The 19,645-nt window shown below is 73.3% G+C and carries 17 protein-coding genes and 1 pseudogene; 3 read left to right on the forward strand and 15 right to left on the reverse strand.

All coding sequences use genetic code 11. From position 1 onward, the window contains the following. A partial coding sequence (locus IE321_RS29650; RefSeq protein ID WP_190225164.1) for an NPCBM/NEW2 domain-containing protein occupies window positions 1-911 on the forward strand: 911 nt, incomplete at its 5' end. A gap of 76 nt (window positions 912-987) precedes the next feature. Here IE321_RS29650 and gatB read toward each other — a convergent pair. From gatB to IE321_RS29695, 9 genes and pseudogenes are all read right to left on the reverse strand, one after another. Continuing rightward, window positions 988-2,417: pseudogene (gatB, locus tag IE321_RS29655) on the reverse strand (Asp-tRNA(Asn)/Glu-tRNA(Gln) amidotransferase subunit GatB). Between the two features lie 73 nt (window positions 2,418-2,490). Beyond that, the gene (locus tag IE321_RS29660; protein ID WP_043219900.1) at window positions 2,491-2,736 is read right to left on the reverse strand and encodes a hypothetical protein; all 246 of its coding nucleotides are present in this window, start codon (window positions 2,734-2,736) and stop codon (window positions 2,491-2,493) included. Further along, on the reverse strand, window positions 2,733-4,226 hold the full coding sequence (gene gatA / locus IE321_RS29665) for an Asp-tRNA(Asn)/Glu-tRNA(Gln) amidotransferase subunit GatA (RefSeq protein WP_043219898.1): 1,494 nt from the start codon (window positions 4,224-4,226) through the stop codon (window positions 2,733-2,735). The genes IE321_RS29660 and gatA overlap by 4 nt, the downstream gene beginning before the upstream one ends. A 2-nt stretch (window positions 4,227-4,228) precedes the next feature. Beyond that, a complete protein-coding gene (gene gatC / locus IE321_RS29670) occupies window positions 4,229-4,525 on the reverse strand; it encodes an Asp-tRNA(Asn)/Glu-tRNA(Gln) amidotransferase subunit GatC (protein ID WP_030750846.1) in 297 nt (98 codons plus the stop codon). A gap of 143 nt (window positions 4,526-4,668) precedes the next feature. Then, entirely contained in the window at window positions 4,669-6,780 is a 2,112-nt protein-coding gene (locus IE321_RS29675) for a putative bifunctional diguanylate cyclase/phosphodiesterase (RefSeq protein ID WP_043219896.1), read from the reverse strand. Window positions 6,781-7,104: 324 nt separating this feature from the next. Then, window positions 7,105-9,306: an NAD-dependent DNA ligase LigA gene (ligA, locus tag IE321_RS29680; protein ID WP_190225165.1), complete on the reverse strand. Its 2,202-nt coding sequence runs from the start codon at window positions 9,304-9,306 to the stop codon at window positions 7,105-7,107. A 33-nt stretch (window positions 9,307-9,339) separates the two neighbouring features. Further along, window positions 9,340-10,338, reverse strand: a complete 999-nt coding sequence (locus IE321_RS29685; protein WP_190225166.1) for a methionine synthase — start codon at window positions 10,336-10,338, stop codon at window positions 9,340-9,342. A 5-nt stretch (window positions 10,339-10,343) separates the two neighbouring features. Next, a complete protein-coding gene (locus IE321_RS29690; protein WP_043219891.1) occupies window positions 10,344-11,042 on the reverse strand; it encodes an SDR family oxidoreductase in 699 nt (232 codons plus the stop codon). 7 nt (window positions 11,043-11,049) lie between these two features. Further along, entirely contained in the window at window positions 11,050-11,589 is a 540-nt protein-coding gene (locus IE321_RS29695) for an LOG family protein (protein WP_190225167.1), read from the reverse strand. Window positions 11,590-11,706: 117 nt separating this feature from the next. Between IE321_RS29695 and IE321_RS29700 the strand changes: the two genes are divergently transcribed. Further along, window positions 11,707-12,294 (forward strand): alpha/beta fold hydrolase, encoded by a 588-nt coding sequence (locus tag IE321_RS29700; RefSeq protein ID WP_190225168.1) that lies wholly within the window; start codon window positions 11,707-11,709, stop codon window positions 12,292-12,294. A gap of 20 nt (window positions 12,295-12,314) precedes the next feature. Here the strand turns inward: IE321_RS29700 and mnmA are convergent, their stop codons facing one another. Further along, window positions 12,315-13,442 (reverse strand): tRNA 2-thiouridine(34) synthase MnmA, encoded by a 1,128-nt coding sequence (gene mnmA, locus IE321_RS29705; RefSeq protein ID WP_190225169.1) that lies wholly within the window; start codon window positions 13,440-13,442, stop codon window positions 12,315-12,317. A 60-nt stretch (window positions 13,443-13,502) separates the two neighbouring features. On the opposite strand from mnmA, the gene IE321_RS29710 reads away from it, so the two are divergent. Further along, entirely contained in the window at window positions 13,503-14,162 is a 660-nt protein-coding gene (locus IE321_RS29710) for an N-acetylmuramoyl-L-alanine amidase (protein ID WP_190225170.1), read from the forward strand. Between the two features lie 219 nt (window positions 14,163-14,381). Here the strand turns inward: IE321_RS29710 and IE321_RS29715 are convergent, their stop codons facing one another. From IE321_RS29715 to IE321_RS29735, 5 genes are all read right to left on the reverse strand, one after another. Beyond that, window positions 14,382-15,545 (reverse strand): cysteine desulfurase family protein, encoded by a 1,164-nt coding sequence (locus tag IE321_RS29715; RefSeq protein ID WP_043219884.1) that lies wholly within the window; start codon window positions 15,543-15,545, stop codon window positions 14,382-14,384. A gap of 262 nt (window positions 15,546-15,807) precedes the next feature. Further along, window positions 15,808-16,671 carry a thioesterase family protein gene (locus tag IE321_RS29720; protein ID WP_190225171.1) on the reverse strand — a complete coding sequence of 288 codons (864 nt, stop codon included), beginning with the start codon at window positions 16,669-16,671 and terminating at the stop codon, window positions 15,808-15,810. Window positions 16,672-16,694: 23 nt separating this feature from the next. Beyond that, entirely contained in the window at window positions 16,695-17,372 is a 678-nt protein-coding gene (locus IE321_RS29725; protein WP_190225172.1) for a trimeric intracellular cation channel family protein, read from the reverse strand. 75 nt (window positions 17,373-17,447) lie between these two features. Continuing rightward, window positions 17,448-18,656, reverse strand: coding sequence for an ABC transporter ATP-binding protein (locus IE321_RS29730; RefSeq protein ID WP_190225173.1), 1,209 nt, complete (start codon window positions 18,654-18,656; stop codon window positions 17,448-17,450). Further along, on the reverse strand, window positions 18,653-19,645 hold the full coding sequence (locus IE321_RS29735) for an ABC transporter ATP-binding protein (RefSeq protein ID WP_043219875.1): 993 nt from the start codon (window positions 19,643-19,645) through the stop codon (window positions 18,653-18,655). Before IE321_RS29735 ends, IE321_RS29730 begins: the two co-directional genes overlap by 4 nt.

Consider the following 19,645-nt stretch of genomic DNA (forward strand, 5'->3'; position numbering starts at 1 on the left):
CGCCCCCGACGGGCTTCGGCGCGCCCACCCCGGCGCCCGCGGCGCCCGCGGGCTACGACGCCGGGCAGGGCGCGTACGGCCCGCCGACCGGCGGTGTGCCGACGTACGGCGGGCCGGGCTACGGCGGGCAGGGGTACGGGGCTCCGACGGCCGGCATGCCCACCGTCGGCGGGCCCGGCGGACCGACCGGTCCCCGGCCGCAGCGGTCGCCGGAGCCCCGCAGGCGCCGCAAGGGTCCGCTGATCGGCGCGGTCGCCGGTGTCCTGCTGATCGCCGTCCTCGCGGTGGTCGGGATCCAGCTGCTCGGCGACAAGAAGGACAAGGACGCCAAGAACGACCAGGCGGGTCCGTCCGCCACGACGTCCGCGCCGGTGACGGCCGGCGCCACCTCCGAGGAACCCACCGAGGAGGCGACCACCGACGCGCCGTCGGAGGAGCCGAGCACGGAGGCGCCCACGGAGGAGGCGACCACCGACCCGACCGACAGCGGCAGCCCGTCGATCGACCCCGGGTCCGTGCCGGACGCGAAGGAGGCCGACCTCACCACCCTCGCCTCCGTCAGCGATCCCGACCGCTTCAACGTCGGCAGCGCGAAGATCAACACCACCGAGTACGGCTCCGCCCTGATCGGCGACTGCTACTACGGCGGCTACGTCGAGTACGACCTGAACCGGGAGTGGAAGAGCTTCCAGTTCACCGCCGGCGTCGACGACGGCTCCGAGGTCGAGACCGCGCGGATCGTGGTCTCGGTCGACGACAAGCCCGCGCTCTTCAACGAGACCGTGCACCTGGGCAAGCCGATCACCAAGAGCCTGAACATCGAAGGGGCCCTGCGGCTGCGCCTGAAGGTCGAGGAGACCTGCACGGACTCCGGCAGCGGCGTCATCGCGGCCCCGATGCTCAAGCGGTAGCGCGTACGACACGAGGGCGGCCCCGCACCGGATCACTCCGGTGCGGGGCCGCCCTCGTTCCCGTACGAGACCGGGGTCAGCCCTCGCTGACGCCCAGCCTCTCCAGGATCAGGTCCTTGACCTTGGCCGCGTCGGCCTGGCCGCGGGTGGCCTTCATGACCGCGCCGACCAGCGCGCCGACCGCCGCGACCTTGCCGCCGCGGATCTTGTCGGCGATGGCCGCGTTGCCCGCGATGGCCTCGTCGACGGCCGCGCCGAGCGCGCCGTCGTCGGAGACGACCTTCAGACCGCGCTTCTCGACGACCTCGTCCGGGGTGCCCTCGCCGGCGAGGACGCCCTCGATGACCTGGCGGGCCAGCTTGTCGTTGAGACCCGGGCCACGTCCGCCGGCGTGATGGGCAGCTCCTCCAGGGAGACGCCCTTCTCGTTGGCGTTGCGGGCCAGCTCGCCCATCCACCACTTGCGCGCGGAGGCCGCGTCGGCGCCCGCCTCGATGGTGGCGACGATCGGGTCGACCGCGCCCGCGTTGAGGATGGACTGCATCTCCTGCTCGGAGACGCCCCACTCCTCGCGCAGCCGGTTGCGGCGCACCCGCGGCAGCTCGGGCAGGCCCTGGCGCAGCTCCTCGACCCACGCGCGGGCGGGGGCGATCGGGACCAGGTCCGGCTCGGGGAAGTAGCGGTAGTCCTCGGCGTTGTCCTTGATGCGGCCGGAGGTGGTGGAGCCGTCGTCCTCGTGGAAGTGACGGGTCTCCTGCACGATCGTGCCGCCGGACTCCAGGACCGCCGCGTGGCGCTGGATCTCGAAGCGCGCCGCCCGCTCCACGGAGCGCAGCGAGTTGACGTTCTTCGTCTCCGAGCGGGTGCCGAAGGTCTTGGTGCCGTGCGGGCGCAGCGACAGGTTGACGTCGCAGCGCATCTGGCCCTTGTCCATGCGCGCCTCGGAGACGCCCAGGGCGCGGATCAGCTCGCGCAGCTCGGCCACGTACGCCTTGGCGACCTCGGGGGCCCGCTCGCCGGCGCCCTCGATCGGCTTGGTGACGATCTCGATGAGCGGGATGCCGGCCCGGTTGTAGTCGAGCAGCGAGTGCGAGGCGCCGTGGATGCGGCCGGTCGCGCCACCGATGTGGGTGGACTTGCCGGTGTCCTCCTCCATGTGGGCGCGCTCGATCTCCACGCGGAAGACCTCGCCGTCCTCCAGCTGGACGTCCAGGTAGCCGTTGAAGGCGATGGGCTCGTCGTACTGGGAGGTCTGGAAGTTCTTCGGCATGTCCGGATAGAAGTAGTTCTTCCGGGCGAAGCGGCACCACTCGGCGATCTCGCAGTGCAGCGCGAGGCCGATCTTGATGGCGGACTCGACGCCGATCTCGTTCACGACCGGCAGCGCGCCGGGCAGGCCGAGACAGGTCGGGCAGGTCTGCGCGTTGGGCTCGGCGCCCAGCTCGGTCGAGCAGCCGCAGAACATCTTGGTCTTCGTGCCGAGCTCGACGTGGACCTCGAGGCCCATGACGGGGTCGAACGAGGCCAGTGCCGCCTCGTACGACAGCAGTTCAGTGACAGTCACGGTGGAACTTTCCCTCTCAGCCCAGCAGGACGTCGTCGTCGCCGAGGCGCTTCAGCTCGCGGTACAGGATCGCGAGGCCGGTGACGATGGCGGCGGCGGACACGACGGCGTCGACGAGCTTCAGCGTGTCGTGCTCGGAGCGCGCCTTCTTGATCTGCTTGGCCACGGTGACGGCGCCGAAAGCGGTGGTGCCCATGGACAGGTACGTGCCGGTCTTGGACTTCTTGAAGCCCTTGGCCTTCTGCAGTGCACTGGTACTCACAGCGACGGAGCCTCCTCGATCAGCGGGTGACCCCACTTTTCCACGAAGGCGGCCTCGACGGCGGCACCGACCTTGTAGAGCCGGTCGTCCTGCATGGCGGGGGCGATGATCTGCAGCCCGACCGGGAGACCGTCCTCCGGCGCCAGGCCGCAGGGCAGCGACATGGCGGCGTTTCCGGCCAGGTTCGTCGGGATGGTGCACAGGTCCGCGAGGTACATCGCCATCGGGTCGTCGGCGCGCTCGCCGATCGGGAAGGCGGTGGTCGGGGTCGTCGGGGAGACGATCACGTCGACCTGCTCGAAGGCCTTCTCGAACTCGCGGGTGATGAGGGTGCGGACCTTCTGGGCCGAGCCGAACCACGCGTCGTAGTAGCCGGAGCTGAGCGCGTAGGTGCCGAGGATGATGCGGCGCTTCACCTCGGGGCCGAAGCCGGCCTCGCGGGTCAGGGCGGTGACGTCCTCGGCGGAGCGGGTGCCGTCGTCGCCGGCCCGCAGGCCGTAGCGCAGGCCGTCGAAGCGGGCCAGGTTGGACGAGCACTCGGACGGCGCGATCAGGTAGTACGCCGAGAGGGCCAGGTCGAAGGACGGGCAGTCCAGCTCGACGACCTCGGCGCCCAGCTCCTTCAGCAGCTCGACGGACTCGTCGAAGCGCTGCATGACACCGGCCTGGTAGCCCTCGCCGCGGAACTGCTTGACGACGCCGACCCGCATGCCGGCCACCGAGCCGTTGCGCGCGGCCTCGACCACGGGCGGGACCGGCAGGTCGGCGGAGGTGGAGTCCAGCGGGTCGTGGCCGGCGATCGCCTCGTGCAGCAGGGCCGCGTCCAGGACCGTGCGGGCACAGGGGCCGCCCTGGTCGAGGGAGGAGGAGAAGGCCACCATGCCGTAGCGGGAGACCGCGCCGTAGGTCGGCTTGACGCCGACGGTGCCGGTGACGGCGGCGGGCTGGCGGATGGAACCGCCGGTGTCCGTGCCGATGGCCAGCGGGGCCTGGTACGCCGCGAGGGCGGCCGACGAGCCGCCGCCGGAGCCGCCGGGGATCCGGGTCAGGTCCCAGGGGTTGCCGGTCGGGCCGTAGGCGCTGTTCTCGGTGGAGGAGCCCATGGCGAACTCGTCCATGTTGGTCTTGCCGAGGATGACCACGTCGGCGGCCTTGAGCCGCTTGACCAGGGTCGCGTCGTACGGCGGGATCCAGCCTTCGAGCATCTTCGAACCGACCGTGGTGGGCACGCCCCGGGTCGTGAAGATGTCCTTGAGGGCCAGCGGGACGCCGGCCAGCGGGCCGAGCTTCTCGCCGCGGGCGCGCTTCTCGTCGACGGCGCGGGCCTGCGCGAGCGCGCCCTCGCGGTCGACGTGCAGGAAGGCGTGGACCTTCTCGTCGACGGCGTCGATGCGGGCCAGGTGGGCCTCGGTGACCTCGACCGCGGTCAGCTCGCCGGAAGCGATCTTCGCGGCGATCTCGGCGGCGGTGAGCTTGATGATGTCCGTCATGGTCAGTCCTCCCCCAGGATCTGCGGCACCTTGAAACGCTGCTGTTCCTGGGCGGGGGCGCCGGAGAGCGCCTGCGCGGGGGTGAGCGAAGGACGGACCTCGTCCGCGCGCATGACGTTCGTCAGCGGCAGCGGGTGGGAGGTCGGCGGTACGTCCTGCTCGGCGACCTCGGAGACGCGGGCGACCGCGCCGATGATGTCGTCGAGCTGACCGGCGAAGTGGTCGAGTTCCTCTTCGGCGAGTTCCAGACGCGCCAGCCGAGCGAGGTGTGCGACCTCCTCGCGCGTGATGCCAGGCATGCAGCGATCCTCTGGGGTGAGTCTGATGATGTGGGGCCAATCCTATGGGGCCCGTACCGCTGCCCGTGAAACGGTCGGCCCGGAGAGGGCCCCGGGCGGACCCGGAGGGGTCCGCCCGGGTGGCCCTCCGGCGGTCCGCCGGGTCACTGCACGACGTGTCCGGGGGCCGGGTCGAGCTCGATGACCGGTGCCGTGTCGACCGCCCGGCGCCAGCCGTGCTCGCCGCGGGCGCGCAGCCAGGCGGTGGTCTCGGCCGGCGGCATGGCGGCGGAGACCAGCCAGCCCTGGACGGCGTCGCAGCCCAGGTCGCGCAGCCGCTCCCAGGTCTCGTCGTCCTCGACGCCCTCGGCGACGACGAGGAGGCCGAGGGAGTGGGCGAGGTCGACGGTGCAGCGGACGATCTCGGCGTCCTCGGTGTCCACGGCGAGCCGGGCGACGAAGGAGCGGTCGATCTTCAGTTCGCTGACCGGGAGCCGGCGCAGGTGGACGAGGGAGGAGTAGCCGGTGCCGAAGTCGTCGAGTGACATCTTGACGCCGTGGCCGGTGAGGCCGTTGAGGGTGTCGGCGGCGCGCTGGGGGTCCTCCAGGAGGACGTGTTCCGTTATCTCCAGCTGGAGGGAGCCGGCCGGGACGCCGTGGCGGGCGAGGCGGGCGGCGACGGCGCCGGCGAAGCCGGGGGTGTGGACGTCGCGCGGCGAGACGTTGACGGCGACGGGCACCTCCAGGCCCTGGGCGCGCCAGCGGGCGACCTGGGCGAGGGCGGTCTCCAGGACGTACTCGGTGAGGTGCGGCATCAGGCCGGAGGACTCGGCGATGGCGATGAACTCGTCCGGTGGAACCTTTCCGCGCTCGGGGTGGACCCAGCGGACGAGGGCCTCCAGACCGGCCACCTGGCCGTCGAAGCGGACCTTCGGCTGGTAGTGGAGTTCGACCTCGCCGGCGTCGAGCGCGCGGCGCAGGTCGCCGAGGAGACCGAGGCGGTCGGGGGTGTTGGAGTCGCGCTTGGACTCGTACACCTCGACGCCGGTGCGGTCCCGCTTGGCCTGGTACATGGCGACGTCGGCGCGGCGCAGCAGGCCCTCGGCGTCGCCGGCGTGGTCGGGGTAGACGGCGACGCCGGCGCTGGCCTCCAGGACGAGGGTGAGCCCGTCGAGGTCGAGCGGGGAGGAGAGTTCGGCGACGAGGTGGCGGGCGACCCGCTGGGCGCTGGTGGTGGAGTCGGCGACGGGCAGCAGGACGGCGAACTCGTCGCCGCCGAGCCGGGCGGCCTCGGCGCCGCGCGGCAGGGCGAGGCGGAGCCGGTCGGCGATCTGGAGGAGGAGCCGGTCGCCGGCGAGGTGGCCGAGGGTGTCGTTGACCGAGCGGAACCGGTCCAGGTCGATGAGGACCAGGGCCGCGCGGGCCTGCTCGCCCTCGGCGTCCTCCAGGGCGGTCCAGGTGCGCTCCAGCAGCCACTGGCGGTTGGGGAGGCCGGTGAGCGGGTCGCGGAGCTGTTCCTCGGCGCGGGCGCGGGCGATCCACAGGGTGGAGTCGAGGGCGATCAGCGGGATCGCGAAGAGCGGCAGGAGGACCGGGAAGGCGGCGGCGACGACGCAGATCAGCGGGGCGATGCCGAGCAGGGCGACGGCGACGAGTCCCTGCCGGAGCAGGGCGGTGCGGGCGACGGTGGGCAGGCCGCGGCCGGGCGGGGCGAGCGTGTACCACAGCAGCAGGCGGGTCGCGAGGAGGTAGGCGCCGGCGGCGAGGACGACCTCGGGGATGTCGCCGATCGTCCAGTCGAGCGGGTGCCAGGGGCTGTTCACGCCGGGGACGTCGCCGAAGAGGGCGAGGACGAGGGCGGCGGCGCCGACGCCGAGGATGTCGGCCGCGCCGTGCAGCAGGCCCTGCCGCCAGCGGTGCCGGCGGGCGGCGCTGACGAGGACGACGACGGTGAGCGAGACGAGTCCGGCGGGGACCCAGCCGTACAGGAGGAGGACGGCGAGGGTGAGGGCGGCGCCGGAGCCGGTGCCGCCCCACCAGCGTTCGCGGCCGAGCGCGACGAGGTGGCCGACGATGAGGCCGGTGAGGAGGGCGAAGGACCAGCCGGTGACCCCGCCGGGGAAGAGCGGGTGGCCGGTGCTCAGGGCCCGCTGGAGCCCGGTGACGAGCACGGCGGCGGCGGTGCCCAGCACGGCGGCGGGCAGGCCGGTGAAGCCCGTGGGGAGCACCCGGCCGCGCGGCCGTGGCACCGGGGCGGCACTCTCGGTCGGTTCCATTCCCGTCCCTCTCGCAGGCGGCGGCGCCGTCGCTGTCCGATGGGCCGCGGCGAGGCGGCCGTGATGGCGTCCGGTCTCAGGTCGTGCGCCCCGCCGGCTTCAGGGGCGGGGCGCATGGCACGGGGCCGTTCGTCCTGGCGCACGGCCGCACAGCACCCTCGCGCGGCGGTGCGGGACGAGACGCACGGTCACCACACTAGGCCGCCGAGGGCGCCGAGGGGCAGCGCTCTCCCTCTCTTGCCCGAATGGAGCCTGGCCACCCGTAACGATCTGGTATGCGCCGAACGGGTGAGCTTCCGGGGCCCGGAGAGGGGTGACCGCGGGTTACTCCTCGATCGCCTGTGCGGCCTCGCGAGCGGCGTCGGGACCCTGTTCGAGCAGGATCTTGAAGCCTTCCTCGTCCAGAACCGGAACCTTCAGCTGCATCGCCTTGTCGTACTTGGAACCCGGGTTCTCCCCCACCACGACGAAGGAGGTCTTCTTCGAAACGGAACCGGTGACCTTCGCTCCGCGGCTCTGGAGCGATTCTTTTGCGCCATCCCGGGTGAACTGTTCCAGGGTGCCGGTCACGACGACCGTCAGGCCCTCCAGCGGGCGCGGCCCCTCGTCCTCCCCGGCGCCCTCGTCCTCCAGGGCGACTCCCGCGGCGCGCCACTTCCGCACGATCTCGCGGTGCCACTCCTCGGCGAACCACTGCTTCACGGCGGTGGCGATGATGCCGCCGACGCCGTCGACCGCGGCCAGCTCCTCCTCGGTGGCCTGCTCGATCCGCTCCAGGGAGCGGAACTCGCGGGCGAGCGCCTCGGCGGCGACGGGGCCGACGTGGCGGATGGAGAGGCCGTTGATGAAGCGGGCGAGCGGGCGGGTCTTGGCCGCGGCGATGTGCTCCAGCATGGCGAGCGCGTTCTTCTTCGGCTCGCCCTTCTGGTTGGCGAAGACGGTGACGATCTTCGGTTCGCCGGTCTTCGGGTCCCGCTTGGGCAGCCCGGAGTCGGCGTCGAGGACGTACGCCTTGACCGGCAGGAGCTGCTCGATGGTGAGGTCGAAGAGGTCGCCCTCGTCGGTGAGCGGCGGCTCGGCCGGTTCGAGGGGCCGGGTGAGGGCGGCGGCGGCCACCGCGCCGAAGTTCTCGATGTCCAGGCACTGGCGGCCGGCGAGGAACTCGACCCGCTCGCGCAGCTGGGCCGGGCAGGTCCGGGCGTTCGGACAGCGGAGGTCGATGTCGCCCTCCTTCATCGGCTTCAGCGCCGTGCCGCACTCGGGGCACTCGGCCGGCATCACGAACTCCCGCTCGGTGCCGTCCCGCAGGTCGACGACCGGGCCGAGGATCTCGGGGATGACGTCGCCGGCCTTGCGGAGCACCACGGTGTCGCCGATGAGGACGCCCTTGGCCTTCACCACCTCCTGGTTGTGGAGGGTGGCGAACTCGACCTCGGAGCCGGCCACGGTGACCGGCTCGACCTGGGCGTAGGGGGTGACGCGGCCGGTGCGGCCGACGCCGACCTTGATGTCGACGAGCTTGGTGTTGACCTCCTCCGGCGCGTACTTCCAGGCGATGGCCCAGCGCGGGGCGCGCGCGGTGGAGCCGAGCCGGCCCTGGAGGGGGATCTCGTCGAGCTTGACGACGACGCCGTCGATCTCGTGGGCGACGGAGTGGCGGTTCTCGCCGTAGTACGCGACGAACTCGCGGACCTCGGGGAGGGAGCCGACCACCTTGTTGTGCGTGGAGGTGGGCAGGCCCCACCCGCGCAGCAGCTCGTACGCCTGCGAGAGCCGGGTGATCTCGAAGCCCTCGCGGGCGCCGATGCCGTGGACCACCATGTGGAGCGGGCGGGTGGCGGTGACCTTCGGGTCCTTCTGGCGCAGCGAGCCGGCGGCGGCGTTGCGCGGGTTGGCGAAGGGCTTGTCGCCGGCCTCCACCAGGCGGGCGTTGAGCGCCTCGAACGCCTCCATCGGGAAGTAGACCTCGCCGCGGATCTCGACGAGCTCCGGGATCCGGTCGCCGGTGAGGCGCTCGGGGATGTCGGCGATCGTCCGCACGTTGGGCGTGATGTCCTCGCCGGTGCGGCCGTCGCCGCGGGTGGCGGCGCGGGTGAGCCGGCCGTGCTCGTAGGTGAGGTTGACGGCGAGGCCGTCGACCTTGAGCTCGCACAGGAAGTGGAAGTCGGGGGTGCCGACGTCCCGGGCGACGCGCTCGGCCCAGGTCGCCAGCTCCTCGTCGTCGAAGGCGTTGTCCAGCGAGAGCATGCGCTCGCGGTGCTCGACGGCGGTGAAGTCCGTCTCGTACTGCCCCGCCACCTTCTGGGTCGGCGAGTCGGGCGTGCGCAGCTCCGGGTACTCCTCCTCCAGCGCCTCCACGGCGCGCAGGAGCGTGTCGAACTCCGCGTCGCTGACGACCGGTTGGTCCTTCACGTAGTACCGGAAGCGGTGCTCCTCGACCTGCTCGGCCAGCTGGGCGTGCTTCTCCCGTGCCTCGGCGGGCACGACCGCCTCCCCGCCGGGCAGGGCCCCCTGTTCGACTGCCACCTTCGTCCGTCCTCCCGTGCCTTCAGAACCCGGTCACTCTGGGTTGTCCGCGAGCGATCTCGCCGCCCGGGCGCAGTGGGCGAGCGCCGCCCGGGCGTACGCGGGCGAGGCGCCGGCCAGCCCGCACGTCGGGGTGACGACCACGGACTCGGCGAGAGTCCCCGGATTCAGCCCCAGCCTGCGCCACAGCGTCCTGACACCCATGACGCTACCGCCCGGGTCGGACAATGCGGTGTCGGTGGACGGCACCACACCGGCGAAGAGCTTCGTGCCGGCCTCCACGGCCTCGCCGATCGGCTCCTCGTCACGTTCGGTGAGCAGCCCGAAGTCGAACGAGACGCCGGCGGCCCCGGCCCTGCGCAGCAGCGCGAAGGGGACTCCGGGGGCGCAGGAGTGGACGGTCACGGGCCCGTCGTGGACGGCGATCACGTCCCGCAGGGCGGCCTCGACGACCTGCCGGTCGACGGCCCGGTGGGTGCGGTAGCCGCTGGCCGTCCGGATCTGTCCGAGGAGGACGGAGGTGAGGGAGGGTTCGTCGAGCTGGAGCACGATCCGGGCGCCGGGGACGCGCTTGGCGAGGTCGGCGAGGTGCGCGCGCAGGCCCTCGGCGAGGGAGGCGGCGAGGTCGCGGCAGGCGCCGGGGTCGCCCAGGGCGGCCTCTCCGCCGCGCAGTTCGAGGGCGGCGGAGAGGGTCCACGGGCCGACGGCCTGGACCTTGAGCGGCCCTTCGTACCCCTGGGTGAACTCCTCCAGGGCGTCGAGGTCCTCGCCGAGCCAGGAGCGGGCGCGGCGGGTGTCGCGGCCGGGCCGGTCGCTGATCCGCCAGCCGCTGGGCTCCACGTGCGCGTAGAGGTCGACGAGCATCCCGAGGGTGCGGCCGATCATGTCGGCGCCGGGGCCCCGGGCGGGCAGCTCGGCGAGGAAGGGGAAGTCCTCGAAGGAGCCGGTGACGGTCTTGGCGGCCTCGCGGGCGTCGCCGCCGGGCAGGGACCCGACGCCGGTGGCGGGGCCCCACTGCGGAGTGTCGTTCATGGTTCCTACCGCCCCGGACGGACCGTCAGGTCGTTGACCTCGGCGTCGCGCGGCAGGTCGAGGGCCATGACGATCGTGGTGGCCACGGACTCGGGGTCGATCCAGCGGGCGGGGTCGTACTCCTTGCCCTCCTGCTGGTGCACCTTGGCCTGCATGGGGCTGGCGGTGCGGCCGGGGTAGACGGAGGTGACCCGGACGCCGTGGGCGTGCTCCTCGTGGCGCAGCGAGTCGGCGAGGGCCTTGAGACCGTGCTTGGAGGCGGCGTACGCGCCCCACTCGGCGTGCGCGTTCAGTCCGGCGCCGGAGTTCACGAAGAGGACGTGGCCCTGGGTGAGGCGGAGCTGCGGCAGGAAGTGCCGGGTGAGCTCGGCGGGGGCCACCAGGTTCACGTTGAGCTGGTGGTGCCACGCCTTGGGCGTCAGCTCCCCCACGGTGCCGAGGTCGACGACGCCCGCGACGTGCAGCAGCGAGTCCACCCGGTCGGGCAGGCTCTGGTGGGAGAACGCCCAGGAGAGCCGGTCCGGGTCCGCCAGGTCCCCGACGAGCGTCCGCGCGCCGGGGAACTCCGCCGCCAGCTCCTTCGCCCGCCCCGCGTCGCGCGCGTGCAGCACGAGTTCGTCCCCGCGCGCGTGCAGCCGCCGCGCGACGGCGGCGCCGATGCCGGAACCGGCCCCGGTGATCACATGAGTAGCCATGGGCACCATGGTCCCATCAGCGGGCGGCGATCTCGCTCTCCAGGTGGGCGAGGGCCGTGCGGCCGTCCTCGGCGAAGAAGGCGAGGTCGACGAGGGGGCGGGGGAGGAAGCCCTCGTCCTCCATGCGCTGGAACTGGGTCTTGAGGCCGTCGTAGAAGCCGGCGGTGTTGAGGACGACGACGGGCTTGGCGTGCTTGCCGTGCTTCTTGAGCTCCAGGATCTCGGTGGCCTCGTCGAGGGTGCCGGTGCCGCCGACCATGACGACGATCGCGTCGGACTTGGCGAGGAGGAGCGCCTTCCGTTCGGCGAGGTCCTTGGTGATGGTCATCTCGTCCGCCCGCGCCCGGGCCTTGGCGGCGAGGAAGTCGACGGAGACGCCGACGAGACGGCCGCCGGCCTCCTGGACGCCGTCCGCGACGACCTTCATCAGGCCGGTGTCGGAGCCGCCCCACACGAGGGTGTGGCCGGCCTTGCCGAGGAGGCCGGCGAACTCGCGGGCGGGGGCGGTGTAGCGCTCGTCGAGGTCGGCGGCGGAGAGGAAGACGCAGATGTTCATGCCGCCACCGTAGGGCACGACCCTTCGCGCACGGCTCTGACCTGTGCGTTCCAAGATTCTTCGGGAATTCCGGGGCCGCGGCGATGAGTTCCGGCGCGTCCTTCGGTCTGCCCTGCCATGGACGAGGTGAAGACGGTCGTGTCGCGGGACGGGACGACGATCGCGTACGCGCGGTACGGGGTGGGGGCGGCGGACGGGCCCGCCGTGGTGCTGGTGGGCGGGGCCGGGGCCGCGGGGGACGGTGAGGCGCCGCTCGCCCGGCTGCTGGCCCGGAGCTTCCCCGTGTTCGTGTACGGCCGCCGGGGGCGCGACGGGAGCGGGTACGCGGTGGAGCGGGAGTTCGAGGACCTGGCGGCGGTGCTCGCGGCGGCGGGTCCCGGCGCGGCGGTGCACGGCAGCGGGGCGGGCGGGTCGCTCGCGCTGGCCGCGCCGGCGGCGGGGGTGCCGAGGGCGGCGGTGTCGGTGTTCGAGCCGCCGTGCGAGGCGCTGGGGTCGCTTCCGGAGGTCCACGCGCGCGTGCTGGTGGTCGACGGGGGCGCGAGTCCCGCGCCGGTGCGGCGGGCGGCCAGGGAGCTGTCGGCGCTGCTGCCGCGGGCCCGGCACCGGACGCTGACGGGCCAGACCCACGAGGTGGCGCCGCACGTGCTGGCGCCGGTCCTCGCGGAGTTCGTGGCGGAGGTCGCGGAGTCGGCCGGGCCCGTGTGAGCCGGGCCGCCCCGCGCCCGTCAGAGCGAGGGCGCGGGGGCCGTGCGGCGTACCGTCGTCGCGATGGTCGCGGAGCCGACCACGCGGGTGCCGTCGTAGAGGACGATCGCCTGGCCGGGGGCGACGCCGCGGACGGGCTCGTCGAAGGTGACGCGGAGCTCGCCGTCCTCCATCGCCGCGTCGACCGGCGTCTCGCCGCCGTGGGCGCGGAGCTGGGCGGTGTAGCGGCCGGGACCGGCGGGGGCGGTGCCGCACCAGCGGGGCTTGATGGCGGTGAGCGCGGTGACGTCGAGGGACTCGGCCGGGCCGACCGTGACCGTGTTGTTCACGGGCGAGATGTCGAGGACGTAGCGGGGCTTGCCGTCGGCGGCCGGGTGGCCGATGCGCAGGCCCTTGCGCTGGCCGATGGTGAAGCCGTAGGCGCCCTCGTGGGTGCCGAGCTTGGCGCCCGACTCGTCGACGATGTCGCCCTCCGCCCGGCCCAGGCGGGTCGCGAGGAAGCCCTGGGTGTCGCCGTCGGCGATGAAGCAGATGTCGTGGCTGTCGGGCTTCTTGGCGACGGCCAGGCCGCGGCGCTCGGCCTCGGCCCGGATCTCGTCCTTGGTGGTGAGGGTGTCGCCGAGCGGGAAGAGGGCGTGGGCGAGCTGCTGCTCGTCGAGGACGCCGAGGACGTACGACTGGTCCTTGGCCATGTCGGAGGCGCGGTGCAGCTCGCGGGTGCCGGCCTCGGTGAGGACGACGGTGGCGTAGTGACCGGTGCAGACGGCGTCGAAGCCGAGGGCGAGCGCCTTGTCGAGCAGCGCGGCGAACTTGATCTTCTCGTTGCAGCGCAGGCACGGGTTGGGCGTGCGGCCGGCCTCGTACTCCGCGACGAAGTCGTCGACGACGTCGGCGCGGAAGCGCTCGGCGAGGTCCCAGACGTAGAAGGGGATGCCGATGACGTCGGCGGCCCGGCGCGCGTCGCGCGAGTCCTCGATCGTGCAGCAGCCGCGGGCTCCGGTGCGGAAGGACTGCGGGTTCGCGGAGAGCGCGAGGTGCACGCCGGTGACGTCGTGCCCGGCCTCGACGGCTCGGGCGGCGGCGACGGCGGAGTCGACGCCGCCGGACATGGCGGCGAGGACGCGGAGGGGGCGCTGGGTCTGAGTCATAGCCCTACCAGGGTACGGGGCGGCGGGAACCGCGTGGCCGGGACCGGCGTTCTGGGGAGCATGGGGAGCGAGAACCGGAAGAAGCGGGGGGTCGGCCGGCGGGCCGTGCTGCTCGGCGGCGGTGCGGCCGTGGTGGGCACGGCGGTGCTGGCGCGCGAGGAGCTGGCGCGGGCCTGGTGGCGGCTGCCGTGGATGGAGAAGCCGCGGGTCGACGGGGAGCTGGACTACCGGGCGGCCGCGTGGACGGCGGCGCACCAGGCGAACTCGCGGCGGGCGGACCGGCCGGACGACTACCGGATCGACCGGGTGGTGATCCACGTGGTGCAGGGCAGCTACGCCACCGCCCTGAAGGTCTTCAAGAACCCGCTGCACGAGGCCGCCACGCACTACGTGGTCGGCAAGGACGGGCGGGTGGCGCAGATGGTGCGGGAGCTCGACGTGGCCTACCACGCGGGGAACCGGGACATGAACGAGCGGAGCATCGGCATCGAGCACGAGGGGTTCGTGGACCGGCCGCAGGACTTCACGAAGGCCATGTACGAGGCGTCGGCGCGGCTGACGGCGGACATCTGCCGGCGGCACGGGATACCGGTCGACCGGGAGCACATCATCGAGCACGCGGAGGTCGAGGGCACGGACCACACCGATCCCGGCCCGCACTGGGACTGGGACCGGTACATGGAGCTGGTCCGCCGGGAGCGGTCGAGGCTTCCGGCGTGATCCGGAAGGGGCGGCCCAGGGCCTGTCTGACCACGGGCGTCGGATCAGGCCGGGTCGTCCGGTGCGTGCGATCGGCGTGCGGCCGGGGCGGCCTTGGATGGGGTCTCCCCTGCTCGAGCGAAGCCGAGAGCTCGGGGAAGGAGCTACTCGGGCGTTTCGGCCGTGCGGCGAGCGTGCGTGCCGGGCGGGCCGGACCCGGCGGGAACGGCCAGACAGGCCCTAGCTGAGCCCGGCGGTCCTGGCGCGCTCCACGGCGGGGCCGATGGCGTCGGCGACGGCCTTCACGTCGTCCTCGGTGGAGGTGTGGCCGAGGGAGAAGCGCAGGGTGCCGCGGGCCAGGTCGGGGTCGGTGCCGGTGGCGAGGAGGACGTGGCTGGGCTGGGCGATGCCGGCGGTGCAGGCGGAGCCGGTGGAGCAGGCGATGCCGGCGGCGTCGAGGAGGAGGAGCAGGGAGTCGCCCTCGCAGCCCGGGAAGGTGAAGTGGGCGTTGGCGGGGAGCCGGTCGGCCGGGTCACCGCCGAGGATCGCGTCGGGGACGGCCGCGCGGACGGCGGTGACGAGCGCGTCGCGGAGGGCGCCGATCTCGCGGGCGAAGGTCTCCTGCCCGTCGGTGGCGAGCCGGGCGGCGGTGGCGAAGGCGGCGACGGCGGGGACGTCGAGGGTGCCGGAGCGGACGTGCCGCTCCTGGCCGCCGCCGTGCAGCACGGGGACGGGGGTGTGCTCGCGGCCGAGGAGCAGCGCGCCGATGCCGTACGGGCCGCCGATCTTGTGGCCGGAGACGGTCATGGCGGCGAGGCCGGAGGCGGCGAAGTCGACGGGCAGCTGGCCGACGGCCTGGACGGCGTCGGCGTGCAGCGGGACGCCGAAGCCGGCGGCGACGTCGGCGAGCGCGCGGACCGGCATGACGGTGCCGATCTCGTTGTTGGCCCACATCACGGTGGCGAGGGCGACCGACTCCGGGTCGCGGGCGATCGCCTCGCGCAGCGCCTCGGGGTGGACCCGGCCGTGGGCGTCGACCGGCAGGTACTCGACGTCGGCGCCCTCGTGGGCGGCGAGCCAGTCGACGGCGTCGAGGACGGCGTGGTGCTCGACGGGGCTGGCGAGGACGCGGGTGCGGCGCGGGTCGGCGGCGCGGCGGGACCAGTACAGGCCCTTCACCGCGAGGTTGTCGGCCTCGGTGCCGCCGGAGGTGAGGACCACCTCGCTGGGGCGGGCGCCGAGTGCGGCGGCGAGGGTCTCGCGGCCCTCCTCGACGGTCCGCCGGGCGCGGCGTCCCGCGGCGTGCAGGGACGAGGCGTTGCCCGTGACGGCGAGCTGGGCGGTCATCGCCTCGATCGCCTCGGGCAGCATGGGCGTGGTCGCGGCGTGGTCGAGGTAAGCCATGGTGGGTCGATTCTACGAGCCCTCCTGGAGGACTCCCCTACGCGCCCGCCCCGGACCGGTCGTCCGGCCGGTCCGGACACCTTCGGCCCACCGGTGCGGACTCCGGCGGACAGCCTGTCCGGACACCTTCGGACGGGCCGCCCAGACTCCGGCGGACGGCCGGTGCGGACCCCTTCGGGCCGCCGGTCCGGACTCCGACGGACGGCCCGCCCGGACTCCGGCGGACGGCCGGTGCGGGCCGCGCCGCCGGGGGCGTAAGGGCTCAGCCGCGCGGGGCGCGGGCGAGCTGGCGGGACTGGGCGACGAGCCGGCCGGCACTGTCCCAGACCTCGGCGTCCTCCTCCAGGAAGCCGCCGGCGAGGTTGCGGGTGGTGATGGAGACCCGGAGCGGACCGGGGGCGGGGCGGCAGCGGACGTGGGTGGTGAGCTCCACGGTCGGCGTCCAGCCCTTGAGGCCCAGCTCGAAGGAGGTCGGCGGCAGGGCGTCGACGGCGAGCAGGAGGGAGAGCGCGTCGGGCTCGCGGCCGTCGGCGAGGCCGAACCAGGCGCGCATCTCGCCCTTGCCGGAGGGGGCGCCGATCGCCCAGCCGACGCAGGCGGGGTCGAGGCGGAGGTCCAGCCGGTCGGTGATGGCGGAGGAGCCGGGAATCGGCGGGGCCGGGCCGTCGGAGGCGCTGAAGCACTGGTCGATCGGGGCGAAGGCGGGCGGGACGGCGCTGGTGCGGACGTCGTCCGGGAGGGCGTCGAGGTCGCCGTAGGAGGCGAGGACGCGGATCCGCTCGACCTCGGTGCCGTCCTCGGCGTACTGGTAGAGGGAGGCTGTGCCGGTGGAGAGGGTCCGGCCGGTGCGGACGGTCTCGGTCCGGATGACCGCGGGGCCCGGCACCGACGGCGTGAGGTAGTGCGCCGTGACGGTGAACGGGTCGGGGTGCGGCAGGTGGTCGCCGAGGGCGCGGCCGAGCAGGGCGAGGAGGTAGCCGCCGTTGACGGCGTGGATGATCGTCCAGCCGGCCGAGAGCTCGGCGTCGTAGACCCCGGGCTCGCGCGGGGTGACGGCGGTGTCCCGGTCGAACTCGCTGAGCGCCGCGGCCTCGGCGGCGGGGCTCGTCTCGGTGCTCGTGCTCATACGGCCGACGGTACAGCAGGAAACTACTGAGCGGTAGCTTTTTCGGGTTCCTCGCGGGCCGAGGAGCGGCGGTTCCAGGCGCGCGGCGCCCGCCAGTGGTAGCGCATCGCGAGCAGCCGCAGGAGGAAGGCGGTGAGCACGGCGGCGCCGCTGGTGAAGGCGTTCAGGGCGTCGAAGCGGATGCACAGCACGACCATGGCCGAGCCGACGATCGCGGGCACCGCGTAGAGGTCGCGGTCCCAGCGGAGCAGCGAGGGCACCTCGTTGGCCAGCACGTCGCGCAGCACGCCACCGCCGACGGCCGTGGCGAGGCCGAGCGCCGCGGAGGACGTGAGGCCGAGCCCGTAGTCGTACGCCTTCGTCGTCCCGGTCACGCAGAAGAGGCCCAGGCCGGCCGCGTCGAAGACGTTCACGGCGGTCTGGGTGCGCTCCACCTCCGGGTGGAGGAAGAAGACCAGGACGGTGGCGACCAGCGGCATGACGAAGTAGCCGAGGTCGGTGAAGGCGGCCGGGGGTACGGCCCCGATGATCAGGTCGCGGAGCAGACCGCCGCCGAGCGCGGTGACCTCGGCGAGCACGGCCATCCCGAAGACGTCGAAGTTCTTCCGGACGCCGAGGAGGGCGCCGGAGATGGCGAAGACGAAGATGCCGATGAGGTCGAGCGTGTGTTGGACCGACGGACTGAACAGATCGTGGAGCACCGGCCAATTGTGCCGTGTGTTCGGAAAGGGCCCGGCCGCACCACGGCGACCGGGCCCTTCCCTTCCCTGATGCCGCTACTTGCCCTCGGAGGCGTCCTTGGACTCCGGAGCGTCCTCGGCCTCGGGGGCCTCGTCGGCCTCCGGAGCCTCGTCGGACTCAGGGGCCTCGTCGGACTCAGGAGCCTCCGCGGACTCCGGGGCGTCCGACGCCGTGGCGTCCGGCTCCGACTCCGCCGCCGGGGCCTCCGCCTGGGCCGGGATCACCACGGCCTCGGTGTCGCCCGCCGGGCGGAGCGTGCCGTCCTGGATCTCGCGGGTGAAGTGGCAGGCCACCTTGTGGCCGCCGCCCGCGTCGGTGAGCTCCGGGCGCTCCTTGCCGCAGCGGTCCTGCGCCCAGGGGCAGCGGGTGTGGAAGCGGCAGCCGGCCGGCGGGTTGGCGGGGGAGGGCAGGTCGCCGTGGAGGAGGATCCGCTCGCGCCGCTCCTCGACCTCCGGGTCGGGCACCGGCACCGCGGACATGAGCGCCCGGGTGTACGGGTGCAGCGGCTCCTCGTACAGCGTGTCGCTCGGCGCCTCCTCGACCAGGGAGCCCAGGTACATCACGCCGATGACGTCCGAGATGTGCCGGACGACGGCGAGGTCGTGGGCGATGACCAGGTAGGTCAGGCCCATCGACTCCTGGAGCTCCTCCAGCAGGTTGATCACCTGGGCCTGGATGGAGACGTCCAGCGCGGAGACCGGCTCGTCGCAGATGATGAGGTCGGGCTCCAGGACCAGCGCGCGGGCGATGCCGATGCGCTGGCGCTGTCCGCCGGAGAACTCGTGCGGGTAGCGGGAGAGGCTGTTGGCGGGCAGGCCCACCTTGGCGAGGATCTCCCGGATCTTCTCCCGCCGCTCCTCCTGGTTCGCGCCGATGCCGTGCGCGGCCATGCCCTCGCTGAGGATCGACTCGATGTTCTGGCGCGGGTTGAGGCTGCCCAGCGGGTCCTGGAAGACCATCTGGAGGCGGCGGCGGAAGGAGCGCAGCTCCTTCTCCGGCAGCTTGGCCACGTCGGTGCCGTCGAGGACGACGGAGCCGTCGGTGACGTCCACGAGCCGCAGCACGGCCCGCCCGAGCGTGGTCTTGCCGCAGCCCGACTCGCCGACCAGGCCGTAGGTCTGGCCCGCCTCGACCTTGAGCGAGATGCCGTCCACGGCGTAGACGTGGCCGACCGTGCGGTCGAAGAGGATGCCCTTCTTGACGGGGAAGTGGACCTTCACGCCGTCGAGTTCGAGCAGGCTCATGCCGGTACCTCCGTCGTGGCGAGGACCGGGTTCGCGCAGCGGGCGCGGTGGCCGGCCGCGCGCGGTTCGGTCAGTTCGGGCGTGCCGGTGAGGCACTCCATCTCGTACCGGTCGCAGCGCGGGGCGAAGGCGCAGCCGTCGGCCCAGGCGATCTGGTCGTTGATGGACCCGCGGATCGGGTGGAGCGGTTCGCCGCGCGGGGCGTCGAGCCGGGGGATGGAGCCGAGCAGACCGTGGGTGTACGGGTGCGTCGGGTGGGCGAACAGCTCGCGCCGGCCGGCCGATTCGACGACCTTGCCCGCGTAGAGGACGTTCACCTGGTCGCAGAGGCCGGCGACGACACCCAGGTCGTGGGTGATCATCAGCAGCGCGGTGCCCTCCTGGTCGACCAGTTCCTTGAGGAGTTCGAGGATCTGGGCCTGGATGGTGACGTCGAGCGCGGTGGTCGGCTCGTCGGCGATCAGCAGACGGGGGGCGCAGGCCACCGCCATGGCGATGAGCGCGCGCTGCCGCATGCCGCCGGAGAGCTGGTGCGGGTACTCCTTGAGGCGCCGGTCCGGGTCGGGGATGCCGACCCGGTCGAGCAGGTGCGCGGCCTCCTTGCGGGCGGCCTCGCCCTTCAGGCCGCGGTGGCGCTGGAGGATCTCGGTGACCTGGACGCCGATGGGGACGACCGGGTTCAGCGAGGACAGCGGGTCCTGGAAGATCATCGCCATGTCGCGGCCGCGCAGGTCGCGCATCTTCGACGGGGAGATCTTCAACAGGTCGGTGCCGTCGAGCTCGGCGCGGCCGCCGAGGGTGACGCCCTTGGCGGGCAGCAGCCCCATCAGGGCGAGCGAGGTCACGGACTTGCCGCAGCCCGACTCGCCGACGAGGCCGACGACCTGGCCCTGGTCGACGCTGAACGAGACGCCGTTGACCGCCCGGACGTCCTTGCGGCCGCGGCCGCCGAAGGTGACGGTGAGTTCGTCCACGGTGAGGAGGGGCAT

The sequence above is a fragment of the Streptomyces hydrogenans genome, assembly GCF_014656075.1.
GTDB lineage: Bacteria > Actinomycetota > Actinomycetes > Streptomycetales > Streptomycetaceae > Streptomyces > Streptomyces hydrogenans.

Coding starts and splice junctions, on each gene's coding strand:
- gatA (WP_043219898.1), bottom strand. CDS start 4,226: ATGACGGACATCATCAAGCTCACCGCCGCCGAGATCGCCGCGAAGATC.
- gatC (WP_030750846.1), bottom strand. CDS start 4,525: ATGCCTGGCATCACGCGCGAGGAGGTCGCACACCTCGCTCGGCTGGCG.
- IE321_RS29675 (WP_043219896.1), bottom strand. CDS start 6,780: ATGGAACCGACCGAGAGTGCCGCCCCGGTGCCACGGCCGCGCGGCCGG.
- IE321_RS29685 (WP_190225166.1), bottom strand. CDS start 10,338: ATGAACGACACTCCGCAGTGGGGCCCCGCCACCGGCGTCGGGTCCCTG.
- IE321_RS29690 (WP_043219891.1), bottom strand. CDS start 11,042: ATGGTGCCCATGGCTACTCATGTGATCACCGGGGCCGGTTCCGGCATC.
- IE321_RS29695 (WP_190225167.1), bottom strand. CDS start 11,589: ATGAACATCTGCGTCTTCCTCTCCGCCGCCGACCTCGACGAGCGCTAC.
- IE321_RS29700 (WP_190225168.1), top strand. CDS start 11,707: ATGGACGAGGTGAAGACGGTCGTGTCGCGGGACGGGACGACGATCGCG.
- mnmA (WP_190225169.1), bottom strand. CDS start 13,442: ATGACTCAGACCCAGCGCCCCCTCCGCGTCCTCGCCGCCATGTCCGGC.
- IE321_RS29710 (WP_190225170.1), top strand. CDS start 13,503: ATGGGGAGCGAGAACCGGAAGAAGCGGGGGGTCGGCCGGCGGGCCGTG.
- IE321_RS29715 (WP_043219884.1), bottom strand. CDS start 15,545: ATGGCTTACCTCGACCACGCCGCGACCACGCCCATGCTGCCCGAGGCG.
- IE321_RS29720 (WP_190225171.1), bottom strand. CDS start 16,671: ATGAGCACGAGCACCGAGACGAGCCCCGCCGCCGAGGCCGCGGCGCTC.
- IE321_RS29730 (WP_190225173.1), bottom strand. CDS start 18,656: ATGAGCCTGCTCGAACTCGACGGCGTGAAGGTCCACTTCCCCGTCAAG.
- IE321_RS29735 (WP_043219875.1), bottom strand. CDS start 19,645: ATGCCCCTCCTCACCGTGGACGAACTCACCGTCACCTTCGGCGGCCGC.